Origin of the sequence: Winogradskyella psychrotolerans (assembly GCF_018860545.1) — a bacterium.
Taxonomy (GTDB): domain Bacteria; phylum Bacteroidota; class Bacteroidia; order Flavobacteriales; family Flavobacteriaceae; genus Winogradskyella; species Winogradskyella psychrotolerans_A.
The window spans coordinates 653,338-672,188 of record NZ_JAHKPN010000011.1; the positions used below are offsets into that span (position 1 = coordinate 653,338).

At 33.4% G+C, this 18,851-nt stretch carries 15 protein-coding genes and 1 tRNA gene; 3 read left to right on the top strand and 13 right to left on the bottom strand.

The genetic code is table 11. The features are described from left to right. Positions 1–19: 19 nt before the first annotated feature. Positions 20–574 (bottom strand): crossover junction endodeoxyribonuclease RuvC, encoded by a 555-nt coding sequence (ruvC, locus tag KO515_RS06150; RefSeq protein ID WP_215935487.1) that lies wholly within the window; start codon positions 572–574, stop codon positions 20–22. Positions 575–586: 12 nt separating this feature from the next. Continuing rightward, positions 587–1,225 (bottom strand): cell envelope biogenesis protein OmpA, encoded by a 639-nt coding sequence (locus tag KO515_RS06155; RefSeq protein ID WP_215935488.1) that lies wholly within the window; start codon positions 1,223–1,225, stop codon positions 587–589. Positions 1,226–1,252: 27 nt separating this feature from the next. On the opposite strand from KO515_RS06155, the gene KO515_RS06160 reads away from it, so the two are divergent. Beyond that, entirely contained in the window at positions 1,253–2,221 is a 969-nt protein-coding gene (locus tag KO515_RS06160; RefSeq protein WP_215935489.1) for a lysylphosphatidylglycerol synthase domain-containing protein, read from the top strand. Next, a complete protein-coding gene (locus KO515_RS06165) occupies positions 2,221–3,369 on the top strand; it encodes a glycosyltransferase (protein WP_215935490.1) in 1,149 nt (382 codons plus the stop codon). Before KO515_RS06160 ends, KO515_RS06165 begins: the two co-directional genes overlap by 1 nt. 73 nt (positions 3,370–3,442) lie before the next feature. Here the strand turns inward: KO515_RS06165 and KO515_RS06170 are convergent, their stop codons facing one another. From KO515_RS06170 to KO515_RS06185, 4 genes are all read right to left on the bottom strand, one after another. Continuing rightward, entirely contained in the window at positions 3,443–3,919 is a 477-nt protein-coding gene (locus KO515_RS06170) for a hypothetical protein (protein WP_215935491.1), read from the bottom strand. Positions 3,920–4,033: 114 nt separating this feature from the next. Beyond that, on the bottom strand, positions 4,034–5,164 hold the full coding sequence (locus tag KO515_RS06175) for a tetratricopeptide repeat protein (protein WP_215935492.1): 1,131 nt from the start codon (positions 5,162–5,164) through the stop codon (positions 4,034–4,036). A gap of 11 nt (positions 5,165–5,175) precedes the next feature. Continuing rightward, positions 5,176–7,518 carry a M56 family metallopeptidase gene (locus KO515_RS06180; RefSeq protein ID WP_215935493.1) on the bottom strand — a complete coding sequence of 781 codons (2,343 nt, stop codon included), beginning with the start codon at positions 7,516–7,518 and terminating at the stop codon, positions 5,176–5,178. Between the two features lie 2 nt (positions 7,519–7,520). Then, the gene (locus tag KO515_RS06185; RefSeq protein WP_215935494.1) at positions 7,521–7,880 is read right to left on the bottom strand and encodes a BlaI/MecI/CopY family transcriptional regulator; all 360 of its coding nucleotides are present in this window, start codon (positions 7,878–7,880) and stop codon (positions 7,521–7,523) included. Positions 7,881–8,096: 216 nt separating this feature from the next. Here KO515_RS06185 and KO515_RS06190 point away from each other — a divergent pair, with 216 nt between their 5' ends. Beyond that, entirely contained in the window at positions 8,097–8,594 is a 498-nt protein-coding gene (locus tag KO515_RS06190) for a DUF456 domain-containing protein (RefSeq protein ID WP_215935495.1), read from the top strand. A 234-nt stretch (positions 8,595–8,828) separates the two neighbouring features. Here KO515_RS06190 and KO515_RS06195 read toward each other — a convergent pair whose 3' ends face one another. From KO515_RS06195 to dnaE, 7 genes are all read right to left on the bottom strand, one after another. Beyond that, positions 8,829–9,497 (bottom strand): response regulator, encoded by a 669-nt coding sequence (locus KO515_RS06195; protein WP_215935496.1) that lies wholly within the window; start codon positions 9,495–9,497, stop codon positions 8,829–8,831. Between the two features lie 6 nt (positions 9,498–9,503). Beyond that, positions 9,504–11,453, bottom strand: coding sequence for a tetratricopeptide repeat-containing sensor histidine kinase (locus KO515_RS06200; RefSeq protein WP_215935497.1), 1,950 nt, complete (start codon positions 11,451–11,453; stop codon positions 9,504–9,506). A gap of 175 nt (positions 11,454–11,628) precedes the next feature. Continuing rightward, entirely contained in the window at positions 11,629–11,802 is a 174-nt protein-coding gene (locus KO515_RS06205; protein ID WP_215935498.1) for a hypothetical protein, read from the bottom strand. Between the two features lie 675 nt (positions 11,803–12,477). Continuing rightward, a tRNA-Asp gene (locus KO515_RS06210) sits at positions 12,478–12,551 on the bottom strand. A 76-nt stretch (positions 12,552–12,627) separates the two neighbouring features. Further along, positions 12,628–13,557: a DUF58 domain-containing protein gene (locus KO515_RS06215; RefSeq protein ID WP_215935499.1), complete on the bottom strand. Its 930-nt coding sequence runs from the start codon at positions 13,555–13,557 to the stop codon at positions 12,628–12,630. A 67-nt stretch (positions 13,558–13,624) separates the two neighbouring features. Then, positions 13,625–13,942, bottom strand: coding sequence for a thioredoxin (trxA, locus tag KO515_RS06220; protein ID WP_020898224.1), 318 nt, complete (start codon positions 13,940–13,942; stop codon positions 13,625–13,627). Positions 13,943–14,283: 341 nt separating this feature from the next. Next, entirely contained in the window at positions 14,284–18,663 is a 4,380-nt protein-coding gene (gene dnaE, locus KO515_RS06225; protein WP_215935500.1) for a DNA polymerase III subunit alpha, read from the bottom strand. Positions 18,664–18,851 lie beyond the last annotated feature (188 nt).

The following is an 18,851-nucleotide window of genomic DNA, read 5'->3' on the forward strand; positions in this document are numbered from 1 at the left end:
TACTACGACTGTAAACTGTTTACTTCTTAACACGATCTTCATTCTGCTTCACAAAAGAAGCCCAACCAGAATAACTCTTCCCAACCTCAACACGACCTTCATTATAAAAATGACAAACGGCTGCGGCTAAACCGTCCATGGAATCTAGATTTTTAGGAATTGTTTTAAGTCCTAACATGCTTTGTAACATTTTAGCGACTTGCTCTTTACTGGCATTTCCGTTTCCGGTGATTGCCATTTTAATCTTTTTGGGAGCATATTCTGTAATCGGAACTTCACGAGACAAACCTGCTGCCATAGCCACACCTTGCGCGCGTCCTAATTTGAGCATACTTTGTACATTTTTACCAAAGAACGGAGCTTCAATCGCAATTTCATCGGGATGATACGTATCAATGAGTTCTACAGTACGTTCAAAAATAAGTTTTAGCTTAAGGTAATGATCATCATATTTTTTTAACATGAGCTCATTGAGTTGCAGAAATTCCATTTTTTTACCCACAATTTTTATGAGTCCAAACCCCATAATTGTAGTTCCAGGATCTATGCCTAAAATAATTTTTTCTTTGCTCATGTATCCTATTAGTTAATCGCAATATCGACAACCGCTTAACGAAACTGCCACGCCAAAGGTAAGGTTAAAAACACTGCCATTAAAAGCTCCTAAACCATTCAGTGCAGGTTCGTAATTATCTAAAGACGTCAATCCATAAACGTAAGCAACATCGGTGTAAACGGAAACTTTTTCGTTTATAGCATAATGCAACTCTACACCTCCTATAAGATTCATAAACGTCTGTTTATTGTCTCCTAATGTTCCCAATGGTTTTACAAAGGTGATACCTGGGCCAACATGCACAACTGTTCTTAAGCGCATGGGCAAAAAACCTATGTACTCTGAAGGATCAAAAACAAACTGAGCGTTAATTCTGGAGTAATTAATTTTAAAATCTGGTGAATCGTCATCATTTTTAAACCGACTAAAACCATAATCTAGTTTTACACCATATTGACGTTTTAGCATATGTTGAATTCCTAAATTTACAGTTGGAAAATTTACAGCCTTAGCATAAGAGCCTTTTACAAATCCGTCTGTTGTTGGGTAATTAATCCCTACAGCAAACATCGCTTTCCATTGTGCAGTGTCTTTTAGTTGCGCCTGGCTATTTAACGTTATAAAAACGACAACAAAAAAGAAAAGGTATTGTTTAAAATAGTATTGCATCTGTTAGTTTTTGATTTTATTTGTAGTATGCCTTACAATATACCTCACAAAATTAAACAATTCTTCTTTGTACTTATTAAGTTGAGTATTGTAGTTGGCGCATTTTGTTTTATTTATTCTAAAATTGTTAAAAACGAAAATTTAGAATTCAACAAATTTGTGACTTTTTTGAACGAAAATGATACTTTTTCATTAAAAAACACCATTATATTGATTGTTTTAAGTCTTTTAAACTGGTTTTTCGAAATTTTAAAATGGCAAAAATTAGTCAACATTGTTAAATCTATTTCCTTTAAATCAGCATTAGAACAAAGTTTAGGCGGTTTAACAGCCTCGTTAATCACACCAAATCGTATTGGAGATTATGGAGCAAAAGCCATTTACTACACCAAAACTTTTAGAACAAAAATTATATTACTCAACCTCCTAGGCAACATGGCGCAAATGACCATAACCACTATTTTAGGTGGTGTTGGTTTTATACTATTTGTGAATCGTTACCAACTTGATATAAATTATAGGAAAGTTGCAACTGTTGGAACCCTTATTTTATTGATTGGACTGATTGCTTTCTTGAGCATGACTCAAAAACGTCTCAAAGTAAAAGGATTTTCAATCGCTTCTATACTCAATTTTATAAAATCGATTCCTTTAAAAGTGCATGGTTTAAATTTAGGATGGTCTTTAATTCGATATTTAATCTTCTCATTTCAGTTTTATTATTTGCTTACTGTCTTTGGTGTTAACATCAATTATGATGAGGCTATGATCGTCATAACAAGCATGTACTTATTGGCGTCGATTGTGCCCACCATTTCAATTTTTGACATGGTGATTAAAGGCAGTATTGCCGTATTTCTGTTTAGTTATCTTGATGTGAATGAGCTTATCGTTTTATCTATTACAACGCTCATGTGGCTACTCAATTTTGTTATTCCGAGTCTATTTGGAAGTTATTTTGTGCTTAACTTTAAACTTCCAAAACCAATAGAATAATGGTATCATTTATATTCATTTTTGCCATAATTATCTATCTATGTATTATAGGTTGGCTGAGTTATGGGTTTGATAAGGTTGATGATTTTAAAGTACAAGATTTACCTCCTAAAACGAAATTCTCTGTTATTATTCCGTTTCGAAATGAAGCTAAAAACCTTCCGAAGGTATTAGAATCAATTTTAAAACTGAATTACCCAAAGTCTATGTTTGAAATTATTTTGGTTGATGATGATTCTGAAGATGATTCGGTTGCGATTATAGAAAATTATCTCGGTACATCAAGCAAAACGGATGATACTCGATTTGGAGATATTCAAATTATTAAAAATAAGAGAATTTCAAATTCACCTAAAAAAGATGCGATAACATCAGCTATTAAAGTTTCAAAATTCAACTGGATAATAACAACAGATGCCGATTGTATCCTTCCAAAATACTGGCTCGATACTTTTGATGAATTCATTCAACAGAACAACCCAAATTGTATCGTTGCTCCTGTGACGTATCATGGAAATACCTCTTTTCTAAATCGCTTTCAAACTCTAGATTTTTTAAGCTTACAAGGTGCTACAATGGGTAGTTTCGGAATTAAAAAACCAATACTATGCAATGGTGCTAATTTTGCCTACCAAAAATCAAAATTTCTTTCGGTTAATGGTTTTGAAGGGAATGATACTATTGCTAGTGGAGATGATATATTTCTTCTGGAAAAATTTATAAAACAAGATGCTCAAAACGTACATTATCTAAAATCTAATAATGCGATTGTCACCACAAATCCTGCAGAAAGCACTAAAGATTTAATTCAGCAACGTTTGCGTTGGGCTGCTAAAACCAGTCAAAATAAAAATTGGTTTACGAAAGTCGTTGGATTAATAGTGTTTTTAGGAAATTTGGTGTGTTTAGGACTAATTCCAGCCGTATATTTCAATAGTATCACACTTAAAATAGCCATTGCTTTATTTATTATTAAATGGAGTATTGATTTCTTATTATTATTTAAAACAGTACGTTTTTTTAAACAGGAAGTACTTTTATATTCTTTTGTGTTTTCAAGTCTTGTATATCCAATTTTTAACGTCTACATCGCCTTTTTATCCTTCTTTAAAACATATGAATGGAAAGGAAGACGCTTTTCTAAATAACAGCTTTGATTATTCTTATTTGAAATTACTGTGTATAGGGTTTAAAAAATCGTACAAAGGAAGCTAGAGAACTCTAATTAATTCTCACAATCACTGGTAACTCAAACGCAGTGGTGACTTGCTGATTTCTTTTAATGGCTGGATATATTTTAGGAACACCTTTTAAACTCTGACGTAGCAAACTGTCAATTTCAGGAATTTCTTGAACCGTTTCAGGATGGACATTAATAGATTCCACTTCTAAAAATCCGGTTTTGTCAATTATAATTTTTAACGTAATGGTATCATTAACATCATTAGAAACTACTAAATTTTGTGATTCTAAATAGTGATTGACATTAGTAATTAAGGTGTTCTGAAAACAGATTTTTCGTTCTTCTTTTTCAGTCAAAGATTCACAATTGGTAAATGTTGGATAGGTATCAACCTCGTTCCAATTAAACGTTTGAAGTTCTTCCTCAAGAAGCTCTTCAGGATAAACTTTCTTATTTTCAAAATAATCGCACGAGGTGACGACAAGCAAGATTAAAAGACAAACAATTCGATTCATTACTAGCATTCTAATAGCGAAAAGTACGATATTTTATTCAAAATGAGGCTAGACCACTTCGCTTTTAGACAATAAAAACAAGAATGGTGTTGGTTGTATTTCGTATTGGAAATTTCAGTCTCCTTCTAAAAACTTTTCCTCCTTTAATTCTTTTAATCTCCCTTGAGCATAACTCAAAAATGGGCTTTTTTTATTTTTCTCAATATATTGCTCGTACAGCTTAATTTTACTATCAACATCAGCATAATATTCATCTTTAGTTCTCAGTAAGAAAAACTCAGACATCATATTAGTAGGATCTTCTTTTAACGATTTTTGAAAGGCTTTAATAGCTTGATCGTATTTCTTCTGCCGATTAAAAATGGTGCCTAATTGTTGATATTCGTCAGAAAGCGGGAGATCTTTGAGCACCAAAGCCAATGAAATATGTTTTTCAGCCTCTTCGAAATTTTCTAAGCTTTGATAATAACTACCAATTACAAAAATAGCATTGGCATCATTTGGACTATATTTTAAAGCTTGTTTTCTATGGTAAATCGCATCTTCATAATCTGAATTTTGGGCATAACTCAAACTTAACTTTTCATGAATAAACTCTGATTTTTCACCTAAATCTAACAACTTATTAAACCAACTTACAGCATGCGTATAATACTCTTGATGGTAATAGGTTTGTGCTTTCAAGCTAATTAGCTCTACATTATTTTCATAACTTTCTAAACCGCGATCGATATAACCATGAGCCTCTACAAAATTTCGTTTTATTAAATGATGTTTTGCAATCTTAAAAATCGCTTTTTGATGGGTGTCATCTAGAGTATAAGTATTAATAAACTCTTGTAATGCCGTAGTATCCTTTTGCTTTTCTAATACAATACCTAACTCATAATAGTAATTGGGATTTAAACTATCGGATGCAATTAAGTTTGAAAACAGCTGATTTGCCTTATCGTACTTTTTAGTTCGAGATAAAAGTTTAGCGTATTCATATTGTAACAAAAGGTCTTCTGGATTGGCTGTAATCGCTTTTTCGTAATTTACTATAGCTTCCCCATAATTACCGATAGCCATATATGACTTTGCAATCTCATAGTAAACGGGATCTAAATGATCTAATGATTTATAGGTCGCAATGGCCTTTGTAAAATTACCTGTATTATAAAGGTGATCTGCCTCTTCTTTAGAATTTTGAGCATATAAGCTAAGTGCAACAGTAAAACATGAAAAGAAAAAGAATAGTTTCATACGGATTACAATTAGTCTTTTTTAATGTCATGAGTTTGAAAAACAATTGGCAATGAATACGATACCGCTACAACTTCACCTTCTTGTGTCGCTGGTCTAAACTTTGGCAATAATTTTAAAACTCTAACCGTTTCTTCTTCTAATTTAGGATGTGGTCCTCTTGCTACGATATTGGTAACGTTTCCAGATTTATCAATTATAAATTGTGTAAAAATTCGTTTTTGACCTGCTGGTAAACCTAAAGAATTTGCTATATTAGTATCAAAATTTTTTCCAACGAGCTTATTAATAGCATGAGCTAAACAATCTTTTAGTTCTATAGTGTTAGACAGCGATTCGCAATCGGGATGAATGGGTGCAACTTCTACTTCGCTAAAGGGCACAGCTTCCGATCTTTCAATATCTTTTTCTAGTTTTTTGATTTCATCTTTTAAAAATTCTACAAGTTCTTTTTTGTTACTTTTATTTGACGAATTATATAAAGCCTCCTTCAAGTTTTTTGTTTCATCAACATTTGTAGTATCAATTCCTTTACTTGCAACCTGAAAAACAATTGGTATAGAAAAAGGCACTATAACAGCTTTTCCTTTTTGTTTCCCTGGTATAAATTGAGGTAAGGTTGCGATAACACGTTTTGCTTCTTCCTCCAACATTGGGCTTGGCCCTCTCGCTACGATATCCTTAACACTACCATCGGTATCAATTTTAAACTGTACAAAAACACGTTTTCGTCCTGGACTTAAATTATCTCCGACACTTGTATTGAAATTTTTACCAAGGTGTTTATTTATAAAACTATTCATACAATTTTTTCGAGCACTATTACTTTCTAAATCCTTACATTCAAAGGTTGTAGGACTTTCATCGACTACTGAAAAAGGAACTTCTACTCCTTTAAACACATCTTTAAGCACATGGATTTCTTGGTTTTGAGTATTTGGTGCATCTATGATTATGGTTGAACTATTACTAGAAATAACAAGTTTCTTAAAATAATCATCGTTCTCTAGCTGATCTATTAAGGCATTAAAACGTTTTGTTTCTTCCTTAGTTTTATTACCTGCGTCTTCTACAAACAATTTTAACACACCATCATGGGCACTTAATTCCCAATATTCTTTCGCTTCTTTTGTGTTTTTATAAGTTCTATATTCCTGATAATCTCGATATTTTCTTTCCTTCATAAATTGGGAGAGGTTAATATCATCTTGAGTTAAGTTTCCATCTTCTGACTTCCTTTGAATATTACCATCTGCAACAAACATATTAAATGCAATTGATTTCAAAAACTCTTCTCTTGAAAGCATGTATTTCAACCGAGTTTCTTCAGAAAATCCTGCGTAATCTGAAACCTCAGAAAAATTAGCTCCTGCTTGCTTCATGGCTGCTATTTCATCATAGTACTTCTTAATTAGTTCTTCGTCTGTTAGTTCTTGACTAGCAGCTTGTTCTTGTTGCGTCGTCTTTTGTTGCGCTCTAACGTCAGTAGAGGTATAAATTAACATCCCAAATACCATAGGAATTAACAGCGCGTATTTGATGAGATTAAGCTGTTTTGATTTTGATTTTTGTAACATAGTGATTCGTTTTTTGATTAATGATTTATTGAAAAATGTATTCGTAAAAGAGACATGATTAACGTCTAAAACTTGATTGAGTAAACTTGTATAATACTCCGTTTTCCCGCTTTGTTTTACTGCTTTGGCATCGGCAATATATTCGTGTAATTCTTTAATTCTATTTTGATAGATGTACACTAACGGATTGAACCAAAACACAATTCTAAGCAACTCAAAAAACAATAAATCTACCGTATGAAATTCTTTAATATGAACCAACTCGTGCTCATAAATGGTTGGTTTTTCAGTTTCTGTAATGCGTTCACCTAAAAATATAGTGTTGAAAAATGAAAACGCAGCACTGCTTTTTATTAATTGTACGATAAGCACATTCCCTTTCCAACGTTTTGGATTTTTATATTTTAACCATAATAGCTTGGTGATTTTTACTAAAAAAATTAGGGATGCTATTACAACACCTATTAATGCAATTGTTTGCCAAATTGGTGTTTGTGGTTGCTCTAATACAATACCTGCGAGCTCTGCAGTTTGCATGTCGTAAACCGTTGGTGTTTTCGTTCCAATGAACACTTCTGGCAAATGAATTACCATATCCTTTGTCGCCATTGATTTTAATTCTGGAAACTTTAAAAAAGGCAATACCAGTGCTAAAACCGATGTCATTATGAGATACGCTCTGTTATAATTAAAGAAGGTTTCTCGTTTTAAGAACAAATCGTAAATCAATAAAAACACGGCTTGAAACGCGATAATTTGAAGAATAGAATACAACATAATTAGTCCTTTTTATTGATTTCATTCAGTAAGGTTTCAATATCCTTAACATCCACATCATTTTTCTGAACGAAAAAGGACACCATACTTTTAAAAGAGCCTTGAAAATAATTATCTACTAATTTATTGATCGATTGATTACTATAAGATTCCTTAGCCACGATCGGAAAATACACATGGCCTTTCCCTTTTTTCTCATAGTCTACAAAACCCTTCGATTCTAAAATTCTAACGATGGTAGAAACTGTATTATACGCCGGTTTGGGCTCTGGTAACGTTTCTATTATAGACTTTACATTCGCTTTATTAAGTTGCCATAAGGCATGCATAATCTCCTCTTCGGCTTTTGTTAATTGTTTCATTTTATTCTGAACTTGTTTGAGAATCTCATTAATATATAATGAAATTCATTTTTAATACTAATTTGAAATCCCGAAACAAATTCAGGATACGTTGTATGACATTTTCAAATCACACCGCTAATATAACTAAAAATTTAGTTTCAACTAATTTTTTAGTTTAAAAATTGTAACAATTACTTACTTATGACGTCATATTAATGAATTGAATATATTTATATGGAACTATTTTTAGTGCTTGTGGCACTACTTTTAATGATTTTGGGTGTGCTTGGGAGTTTTCTTCCCGTTTTACCTGGACCACTTACAAGTTGGGCAGGTCTTTTGGTGCTTCATTTTACAGAAGGTGTAGAATTGAGTCAGACGTTTTTAATCGCGACGCTTATAATCGCTATTTTTATTTATGTCTTAGATTATATTATTCCCGCCATTGGCACCAAACGTTTTGGTGGTAGTAAAGCCGGAATGATTGGCACAACCCTCGGTTTAATTATTGGGTTGCTCTCTCCAATTCCGTTTGGTATTATTATTGGGCCATTTGTTGGAGCTTTAGTTGGAGAACTTATACACAGAAATGATTTCAATAAAGCTTTAAAAGCTGCTTTTGGCTCGTTCTTAGGATTTATAGCATCAACCTTTTTAAAGTTTATTGTAGCCCTTATTTACTTGGGCTTTTTCATTGTAAAATTATCGGAACATAATACGAGTTGGTATTAATAGAAAAAACCTAGCCACATAAAATGAGACTAGGTTTTTATTCTTGCTATTAATTCAACAATAACTTAATAAGGGATTAATTAACTCTTGCTGACAGGTGCAATATATAGAACAGATTTCACTCTTTGCTGTGGTAAAACCGTAAACTTGCTGTGGTAAAACCGTAGTTTCTTTAATTGACAGTAGTTTCAAGCGTTTTTAAAAAGCTTAAAAATGCTGTTTTTCTTCGCTTTTTTATAAATAACCCTTTTCTCGTGCTTCTTTTAGTAAGGTTTCGTCCTTTCCATCAGCAACAGAGAACAAAATTTTAAGCTGTTTTTTTCGTTTTTCAATAGCACTTGTAGAGATGTCTATGTATTCATTTAGACTTTTTGTTTTGATACCTTGGGATAATAAGTGCAAAATTTTTCGATTTATATCATCTACATATATATCGCTAGAAATTGTTTTTTTTGTGTAATTACTTACAGTGCTACTATAGTATGGTGGAGACTTCAATATTTGCTGAAAACCATCAGCCAATTCCATGGATGTTAAATCACTTTTTATAAGAAATCCATCTGGATCAATCTCTTTTATAATATTATGAATTCTGTAGGTTTCGTTAAACATGGTAAGAATCACAATCTTAGTTCTGGGCATTAATTTTTTTGCTAAAAGTGCTAAATCTTCACCCGAGGTATACTTACCATCCTCTGAACCTGGTAAACTAATATCGAAAAAACAGACTTGATAAGGATATTTTTGAGCCGCACGTTCTATCATCGCAACGGCAGTATCACAATTATTGGCTGTATCTATATATAAGTTTTGATCCTCTTTTTTTGTTGCCATTAACACATTTTGATAGCCTTCAATAATTATAGGATGGTCATCGACCATTAATATGTTGATGTGTTCCATGTGAAATTAATTTGTATAGGGAATTTTTACATTAACTGTTGTACCATTTCCAGATTGAGATATAAAGTTTATGCTACCTTTAATATCGTCAACTCTAGAACTCATATTTTTTAAACCGATACCCTTTCTACTTTTTAAGGTATCAAAACCAGATCCATCATCCATAATATCTAAGCAAATTAAGTCTTTTTCTAGTGAAATACTAATTTCAATAGTTGTTGCATTAGCATGCTTATAGATGTTTTGCATACACTCTTGGATAATTCTATAAATATTTATTTTTGTTTTATTGGACACTAAATCCCAATTGATATCATCTGTAAAATTGAATTTGTGCTCTAAATTATAAGCTTGAGTTTGAGTTTCAATTAATTCCTTAACGATATCCATAAAACCAGATCCCGACACAAAATCGGTGTTTAACTCATGCGATATTTTTCGAATATCTTGCTCTATTGTTTGAAGTTGGCTGATGTATTTCGCTCGTGTCATCATCACTTCTTTCCCTTCCTGGAAATTAATACTATCTAAACTTAATCGCACGCCAAAAAGTCCGCCTAAAACACCATCGTGTAACTCTTTTGAAACTCTTGTCTTTTCCTTAGCCCTTGCTTCTTCAACTTTATCTTGCTGGCCTAGCATTAAATTATAAATATCCTCGTTAGCTTTTTGCTGAATTTGCATTAATTCCAACTTTCTATTTTTTGCACGCTGAGAAATTAAGATGTAAACTAATATAACCGTCACTAAAAGTCCAATAGATAAGATTAATAAATAGAGATTCTCTTTAGAGATTTGTTTATTTTCTGCTGCTAACTGATCGGTTTCGTATTCTATTCTTGCAAATTTATTCCTAACGTTTCGTTCAATATTTATTAAACTATCACTTAATCTAATATGTTCATTTAAATAGCGCTTACCTTCTTCTCCTTTTTTAATTTGCGAAAGTAACATTAGTGCTTCCAACGTATAATTATTGGCATATAACTTTTTAGATATATCGTAAGCTTCCTTTGCATAGATGTAAGCCGAATCATTTTCCTCAAATTCAAGATAAAACTTAGACATATCAATATCTACAGCAATTCTAATGAGGTCATCGTTATAGTCCACAGTTAAATCATGTGCTTCGTGAAATATTTTTGAAAGTTCTGAGTAATCTCTATTACCGTTGAGTAATTTAGTATGCCCAAGGTTACTTGCAATAAGAGCATAAAATGTAGGGTCTTCCTCTTGGTACTTTGACCTTAATGGTAATAGTCCACTATATAATTCTATAGCCTTAGCATAATCACCCGTTTTCTTGTAAACAAAAGCTTTATTGTGAATAGAAAATATGCTATTAAGAAAACCATCGTTCATTTTATTAGCTATAGCTATGGCTTTATCATGATACTGAATCGATTTCTCAAATTGGTTCAGCTCAGAAAATATCGCTGCTATTCTATTATGCAATATCCATAGATCGTCTAAATTATCCTCATTTTCAGGTAATTTATTCAAAAGCTTAATTGCTAAAATTGCATTGGTCTCACTTGACGTATAATCTTTCTCGTAAAATTGTAAATCTGCAATACTCATTAACGAATACGCCTCTTCTTTATAATTTTTTAAAGACGAATAATATTTTAGGGATTTAGAAAAATAGAAAAAAGAACTGTCATTAACTTTAAAAAACTTATAATAGCTAGCCAAATTTCCTGCAGATACTGCAAGTGCCGTAGTGTCGTTAAGTTTTTTTGCTAATTTATAATTGATTTGATTTAATGAAACATATTTATCATAATCCTCAGCATAAAAATAGTGTAACGATAAATTTCGATTGGCCTTTAGAACTAACGAATCAATATCTGAAGCTTTAGCAATGTTCATAGATTGGAGACTGATCATGAGGCGTTCCTTTTGAGAATGATTAGTATTCTTCGATTCTTCTATAAGTGAATCTATCTGAAACATTATCCTTTTATGGTCAGAGTTTTGACCAAAAGTTTTTGCGCATATAAATAAGAATAAAATTAAAGCCCTCAACAATGTAATTATAAGTATTTACCCAAAGGTATATTAAATATGTGGAAGGCAAAAAGCCCTAATAGTAATTAGAGCTTTTTATAATGTATTTTAAAAAAAAAGTTTATCCGTTAGTCTTTAACTTCGATTTATCCTTTGTGTGTGCCATTAAATCATAATTTTCATAGCTTTCATAGGTCGGTTCTTCATTATCGGCTATAACGGACTCAGATTGTACACCAGAGATAGTTAATAATAAAACAGATAATAAAGCAAGAGTAATTTTTAGGGTTTTCATAAGTATTCTATTTGTTAGGGTTAAAATTAGTCAATATCAAAATCGGTAACGCTAGGCGATACACTGAGGGAAGGGAATGGATTATTAACTATTTTAGGGGAAACCTAAAACAATACTAAAATTTAAAACGAGGGACGTTTTATAGACACGTTAATGTCTAATAGTAAAATGGACTAAATTTCAATTTTCAGCGTTTTAAGACTTACTTAGAAAACACAAATATAAACGTATTTACCTAAATTCCTAATAAATATCAGATTAAACGTATTTATTTATCGATAAAAAGCCTTTTGGGTGTTGGTAAGTTGTTGAAAACTTGAATTTTAATTAACATTATCGCTTTACATAATTATATAGTATTTAACCCACCAAATTGATTTAATTTAAGTATATAACAAAAAAAAAGAGCAACAATTTCTTGCTGCACTTTTTTTTAATGATTAATAGCATCTATAAGACACTTACTCTTTACTAAAGTCACATGAGTTACTCAAAACATTTTGATTAAAACAAAAAAGCATCCCAATCTTCTTATTCAGAAAGAAAGGAAAGCTTCTCATTGGAATACCAAATTACTCTGGTAAACTACTTCCAAGATTCCTCTTGGAACAACACAACGTCTTTAAATCGCTAAAAAAAAGCCTCAATTTCTTGAAGCTCTTTTTGCAATTTTAGCGGTCTGGACGGGACTCGAACCCGCGACCTTCGCCGTGACAGGGCGACATTCTAACCAACTGAACTACCAGACCGTTGCTTAATTGCGAGTGCAAATATACACCGCATTTTCAATTCCACAAATAAAAAGCTAAAAAAATAATAAATAATCTAAATAAATTTTTGCCGCTCTATCATATAGGTCGTTAATACGGCATCAAAACCAGCATTAATATCAGCCTCCACATACTTAATTCGGTATTGCCCACACTTTGTTTTTAAGTTTACAAAGTAGTCATTTACAGCTTTTTCATAATTTTCTTTAATGTTGTCCGCATATAAATTAATATGATCTCCAGTCTCCACATCTACAAATCGCGTGGGCCTATTATCAAATTCAAAAGACAACTCTTTTTCTTTATCAAAAACATGAAATAAAACCACTTCATGCTTATTATGTTTTAAATGTCTTAAGGCTTCAAACAGTTTTTCGTCATCTTCCGACGTTTGAAACATATCGGTGAACACAAAAATCAACGATCTACGATGGATTTTTTCTGCAATTTGATGTAAATATTTATAGGTTTCTGTTGTTTTTGTTTCTGGTTTAGAAACCACAGCATCGCTTAATTTATGTAATAACATTTGATGATGACGCTCACTCCCTTTTTCAGGCGCATAAAAATCATAATTATCACTATAAATACTCAAGCCAACAGCATCACGTTGTTTTTTCAGAATATGCATTAAGGAAGCACCAGCCAAAGCCGAAAAAGCAACTTTATTAAGATGATCTATAGAAGTCCCAGCCGTTTCAGGATAATGCATCGAACGACTATTATCTAGTATGATATGACAACGTAAATTAGTTTCCTCATCATAGCGCTTCGTATATAAACGATCTGTTTTGGCATAGAGTTTCCAATCGATATGTTTGGTGCTTTCCCCTGGGTTGTAAATTTTATGTTCAGCAAATTCTGCCGAAAACCCATGAAATGGACTTTTATGCATGCCAGCTATAAAGCCTTCTACGACTTGCTTCGCTAGTAATTCGAGATTTTTAAAACCTCCTGTTTTATTGAGTTCTTGTTGTAAATCCATCAGTTACCGAAACTAAAAAAGGTTCACCATATAGGCAAACCTTTTATCACTTCTTTTAGAGTATTGACTACAATAACGCGTCAATAGCGTCAGAGTAAGCTTTCTTAGGTGCCACTCCTACTTGGCGACCAACAACTTCACCTCCTTGAAAAACTAATACAGTAGGTATGTTTCTCACACCATATTTAGCTGCAAATTCTTGGTTTGCATCAACATCTACTTTACCAACTACAGCTTTACCTTCGTATTCTGTACTGATTTCGTCAATGATTGGTCCAACCATACGACAAGGTCCGCACCAAGCAGCCCAAAAATCAACTACTACAGGCTTGTCACTCTTTAATACTGTCTCTTCAAAATTCGCATCTGTTATCTCTAATGCCATAATATTTATTTTTTAATTGTATTGTACTTCATTTTTATGCACCCTTTACAGATGCAACTGCAAAATTAGTCAAAATATTTGGCAAACCTTACAATGGCTATATATGTTTTGGTTATAGCCACATAGATGGTTTATATATACACTTTTTTGGGCGCATAAACCAGGCTGTCCGTTGTATCTTTTTTGCTTTTAATGGCAAAAAAGGATGCCACTTCCATCCTTTGCGCAAATTCTAAGTACTCATAAACTTCAATTTCAAAAATAAACCCAACCTTCCAATGGTCTTTATTAATTTTTGCTATCTCATATTTGTAAATGATAAGATGAGTAGAAATTTTAAATTAATTCAACTTATACATCACATCGTTCGCCTTTAATCCATTTAAAAGTTCTTGGGAAATCTTCACCTTATTTTTACGGCTTGGCATTTGTACTTTTATTTTCTCAGCATTATCATACACCACAAAATTTAAGGTTTGCGTGCCTTCATGAAACTTAATCAAGTCATACAAAACTGAAATTTTATCTTTTTCTAAATCTCTTATATTAAGCTGAATGGAAAGTTTCTTAGCATACGTATCCATCACATCATGTAACAATTGAAAACTATTAAATTGAATTCTTGGATCTCCTTTTTTACCCGTATCACGGTTAACCCAACCTTCTCGGACAAAGGCTCTGACATAGACAAAAGAATTGATAACAAAGAAATGTCTAAACTTTAGATAATCTTCTCCAAAAATTCGGAATTCATGACTGTCCGTATAATCTTCAATGGTGAAAATTGCCCAACCTTTACCTTGTTTACTCACACGATGCTGCACATCTGTAACCACACCTCCAAAGGTCACTTCTTTATTAACAATAGCTTCTAAATCATTAAAATGGGCTACCACACCATTACAAAAGGTTTTCATTTCAATTGAAAAATCATCGAGTGGATGACCTGAAATATAGATTCCCACGACTTCGCGTTCTCGCGATAACTTCTCCATCGTTCCCCAATCTTCACAAGGTGGCACTATGGGTTCTGCAATCTGAACATCACTAGCTTCCCCAAATAAACTTACTTGAGCCGAATTTTCATTCTCTTGATGTTTAGCTCCATATTTTACCGCTTTTTCTAAAAAGCTAATACCATCACCATCATGAGCAAAATATTGTGCTCTGTGCGTATCAGCCCAACAATCAAATCCTCCTGCATTGGCTAATCCTTCAAAAGCTCTCTTGTTAGCTGCACGTAAATCGATACGTTTTGCGAAATCGAAAATAGATTTATAATGCCCCCCTTCTTTTCGGTTATCTACAATAGTTTGTACCGCTCCATGACCAACACCTTTTATAGCTCCCATTCCAAAACGAACCGCATTATCTTTATTTACAGAAAACTTATAAAAACTTTCATTCACATCGGGTCCTAAAACAGGTAATCGCATCCGCTTACACTCCTCCATAAAGAAGGTAACAGATTTAATATCATTCATATTATTAGATAACACCGCGGCCATATATTCTGCTGGATAATGTGCTTTTAGATAAGCCGTTTGGTAGGCAATCCATGCATAACAGGTAGAGTGCGATTTATTAAAGGCATAACTCGCAAAGGCTTCCCAATCCTTCCAGATTTTCTCTAATTTTGTTTTGTCTAATCCTTTAGCTCCAGCTTGCTCAATAAATTTTGGTTTCATCTTATCCAAAACCGCAATCTGCTTTTTACCCATCGCTTTCCTCAAAACATCGGCTTCACCTTTGGTAAAATCTGCGAGTTTTTGAGACAGTAGCATTACTTGCTCTTGGTAGACTGTAATTCCATAGGTTTCCTTGAGGTATTCTTCCATTTCTGGTAAATCGTACACTATTTCCTCATCACCATGTTTACGCGCAATAAAGCTTGGAATATATTCCATCGGACCAGGACGATACAAGGCATTCATGGCAATTAAATCATCAAAAACCGTAGGCTTCAGATTCTTCATGTGTTTTTGCATTCCAGGTGATTCATACTGAAACACACCAACCGTTTCCCCACGCTGGAATAACTCGTAAGTTTTTACATCATCTAACGGGAAATTTTCTGGGTCGAGCAAAATATCATGCTTGGCTTTTACAATCTTAACCGTGTCTTTAATTAAAGTCAAGGTTTTTAATCCCAAGAAATCCATCTTTAACAACCCGGCATCCTCAACAACAGAGTTATCAAACTGGGTGACATACAAATCCGAGTCCTTTGCTAAAGATACTGGGACATAATTGGTAATATCACTTGGTGTTATAATTACACCACAAGCATGAATACCTGTATTACGCACAGAGCCCTCTAAAATTCGTGCCTGATTTAGCGTTTCGGCTTGCAAATCATCACCATCCGAAATATTTAAAAGCTCATTAATTTTTTCTAAATCTTCTGCTCGGAATTTTTTAGCCAATTCCTTTTCATCTAAACCAAAAATCTTACCGAGTTTAGACATCAATGGAATCAATTTAGCAATGTGATCCGCTTCATTTAAAGGTAAATCTAACACTCTGGCTGTATCTCTAATTGAGGATTTGGCAGCCATGGTACCGTAGGTAATAATCTGCGCAACCTGATTGGCGCCGTATTTATCAATTACATATTGCATCACACGACCTCGACCTTCATCATCAAAATCGATATCTATATCGGGCATACTTACACGATCTGGATTTAAGAAACGCTCAAAAAGTAAATCGTACTTAATCGGGTCAATATTGGTAATCCATAAACAATAGGCAACCACCGATCCTGCTGCAGATCCACGGCCAGGACCTACGGAAACATCCATTTTTCGGGCTTCACGAATAAAATCTTCTACAATTAAGAAATATCCTGGATATCCTGTTTTTTCAATGACGCTTAACTCAAAATCGAGACGTTCTTCAATCTCTGGTGTAATTTCACCGTAACGGATTTTAGCACCTTTGTAGGTTAAATGACGTAAAAAAGCATTTTCCCCGCGCTTGCCATTATCTGCTAAATCTTCTTCAAATTTAAATTCTTCAGGAATATCGAACGCAGGTAATAATACATCACGCGCTAATTCATATGGTTCAATCTTATCTACGACTTCTTGGATATTAACAATGGATTCCGGTACATCTTTAAATAAGGCCTTCATGTCGTCGGAAGACTTAAAATAATATTCCTGATTAGGTAATCCGTAACGATAACCACGTCCACGACCAATTGGTGTGGCTTGCTTTTCTCCATCTTTTACACACAATAAAATATCGTGTGCATTGGCATTTTCTTGGTCAACGTAATAGGTATTATTTGTTGCCACCAATTTCACATTATGTTTTTTTGAAAACTGAATCAACACAGGATTTACACGATTTTCATCTTCCTGATTGTGACGCATGATTTCCAAATACAAATCATCTTTAAACGTTTCTTTCCACCACAACAACGCTTCTTCAGCTTGGTTTTCACCAACATTCAATACCTTACTTGGTACTTCGCCATAAAGATTCCCTGTAAGGCAGATTAAATCTTCTTTGTATTGCTCAATGAGTTTTTTATCAATTCTTGGCACATAATAAAATCCATCTGTAAAGGCTGCTGATGATAATTTAGCCAAATTATGATAGCCTTTTTTATTTTTAGCCATCAAGACAATTTGATACCCATTATCCTTTCGAGTTTTGTCTGCATGGTTTTCACATACAAAAAACTCACAACCAATAATGGGCTTAATAAGTTTCCCTTTCTTTTCTAAACCTGCTTCTTCTGCTTGTTTATGTTGTGCTTTTACTCCTTTATTATGGTTGGAAACGGCAGTTACAAAGTGAAAGGCCCCCATCATATTTCCATGATCCGTCATGGCAACGGCTGGCATATTTTCTCTAGCTGCAGCAGCTACTAAATCTTTAACACTAATGGTAGATTGAAGGATGGAATATTGCGAATGGTTATGCAAATGCGCAAAATCAGCATCTTTTATTTGCGAGGCCGCTTCTTCATCAACTACCGTTGGTGTAGCTTGTTCTTTTTGAAGGCGTGCGTTAATTTTAGCACTCTCCCGTTTAAGGTTGATATGCTTTAATCCAATGAGTTGAATCTCTGCAGGATGCTCTTGCGTAAAATTCTCAAAATATTCTGGCTCAACATCAAGCTGCTCTTTAGTGTATTGTTTTCGCCGTATTAATTCTAAAAAACAACGTGTAGTCGCCTCAACATCGGCAGTAGCATTGTGTGCTTCTGAAAATGGCTTATTAAATAAATACTCATGTAATTCCGTTAAGGTTGGTAATTTAAATTTCCCATAGCGTCCACCAGGAATCTGACATAAACTAGCAGTATGCTCCGTACAGGTATCTAAAACAGGTAATTCTTGCAATGGATTTGTAACGTCTTCACGCACAAATTCCGCTCCCATAATATTTAAATCGAACTTAACATTCTGCCCAACAACAAATTTAGTTTTAGATAAGGCAATGTTGAATTTCTCTAAAACCTCAGCAAGTGGCACACCTTGTTCTTGCGCTAATTCGGTAGAAATACCATGTATTTTCTCAGCATCATAAGGAATATTAAACCCTTCAGGTTGTACCAAATAATCTTGATGTTCAATACAATTTCCCATACCATCATGCAATTGCCATGCAATTTGGATACATCTCGGCCAATTATCGGTGTCCGTAATTGGTGCATCCCAACGTTTTGGTAATCCTGTAGTTTCGGTATCGAATATTAAGTACATAAAAAAGTCCTTTTTAATTTCCCAAAGAAAGGAAAATTTGTTAATCTAAAATTTTCTGAATATCACTATGAGCAACGTTTAAGCGCCTATGAAAACTGCTCTTTCAAACTACCTCGATGGCGTTTATCACGATAAAAAAATAAGTGGAATGCCCTGAAAATTTAGCTTATAAAATTACGGAGAATTTA

Coding starts and splice junctions, on each gene's coding strand:
- KO515_RS06200 (WP_215935497.1), bottom strand. CDS start 11,453: ATGTTTCAGATAGATTCACTTATAGAAGAATCGAAGAATACTAATCAT.
- KO515_RS06180 (WP_215935493.1), bottom strand. CDS start 7,518: ATGTTGTATTCTATTCTTCAAATTATCGCGTTTCAAGCCGTGTTTTTA.
- trxA (WP_020898224.1), bottom strand. CDS start 13,942: ATGGCATTAGAGATAACAGATGCGAATTTTGAAGAGACAGTATTAAAG.
- dnaE (WP_215935500.1), bottom strand. CDS start 18,663: ATGTACTTAATATTCGATACCGAAACTACAGGATTACCAAAACGTTGG.
- KO515_RS06195 (WP_215935496.1), bottom strand. CDS start 9,497: ATGGAACACATCAACATATTAATGGTCGATGACCATCCTATAATTATT.
- KO515_RS06175 (WP_215935492.1), bottom strand. CDS start 5,164: ATGAAACTATTCTTTTTCTTTTCATGTTTTACTGTTGCACTTAGCTTA.
- ruvC (WP_215935487.1), bottom strand. CDS start 574: ATGAGCAAAGAAAAAATTATTTTAGGCATAGATCCTGGAACTACAATT.
- KO515_RS06170 (WP_215935491.1), bottom strand. CDS start 3,919: ATGAATCGAATTGTTTGTCTTTTAATCTTGCTTGTCGTCACCTCGTGC.
- KO515_RS06215 (WP_215935499.1), bottom strand. CDS start 13,557: ATGGATTTACAACAAGAACTCAATAAAACAGGAGGTTTTAAAAATCTC.
- KO515_RS06205 (WP_215935498.1), bottom strand. CDS start 11,802: ATGAAAACCCTAAAAATTACTCTTGCTTTATTATCTGTTTTATTATTA.
- KO515_RS06165 (WP_215935490.1), top strand. CDS start 2,221: ATGGTATCATTTATATTCATTTTTGCCATAATTATCTATCTATGTATT.
- KO515_RS06190 (WP_215935495.1), top strand. CDS start 8,097: ATGGAACTATTTTTAGTGCTTGTGGCACTACTTTTAATGATTTTGGGT.
- KO515_RS06155 (WP_215935488.1), bottom strand. CDS start 1,225: ATGCAATACTATTTTAAACAATACCTTTTCTTTTTTGTTGTCGTTTTT.
- KO515_RS06185 (WP_215935494.1), bottom strand. CDS start 7,880: ATGAAACAATTAACAAAAGCCGAAGAGGAGATTATGCATGCCTTATGG.
- KO515_RS06160 (WP_215935489.1), top strand. CDS start 1,253: ATGCCTTACAATATACCTCACAAAATTAAACAATTCTTCTTTGTACTT.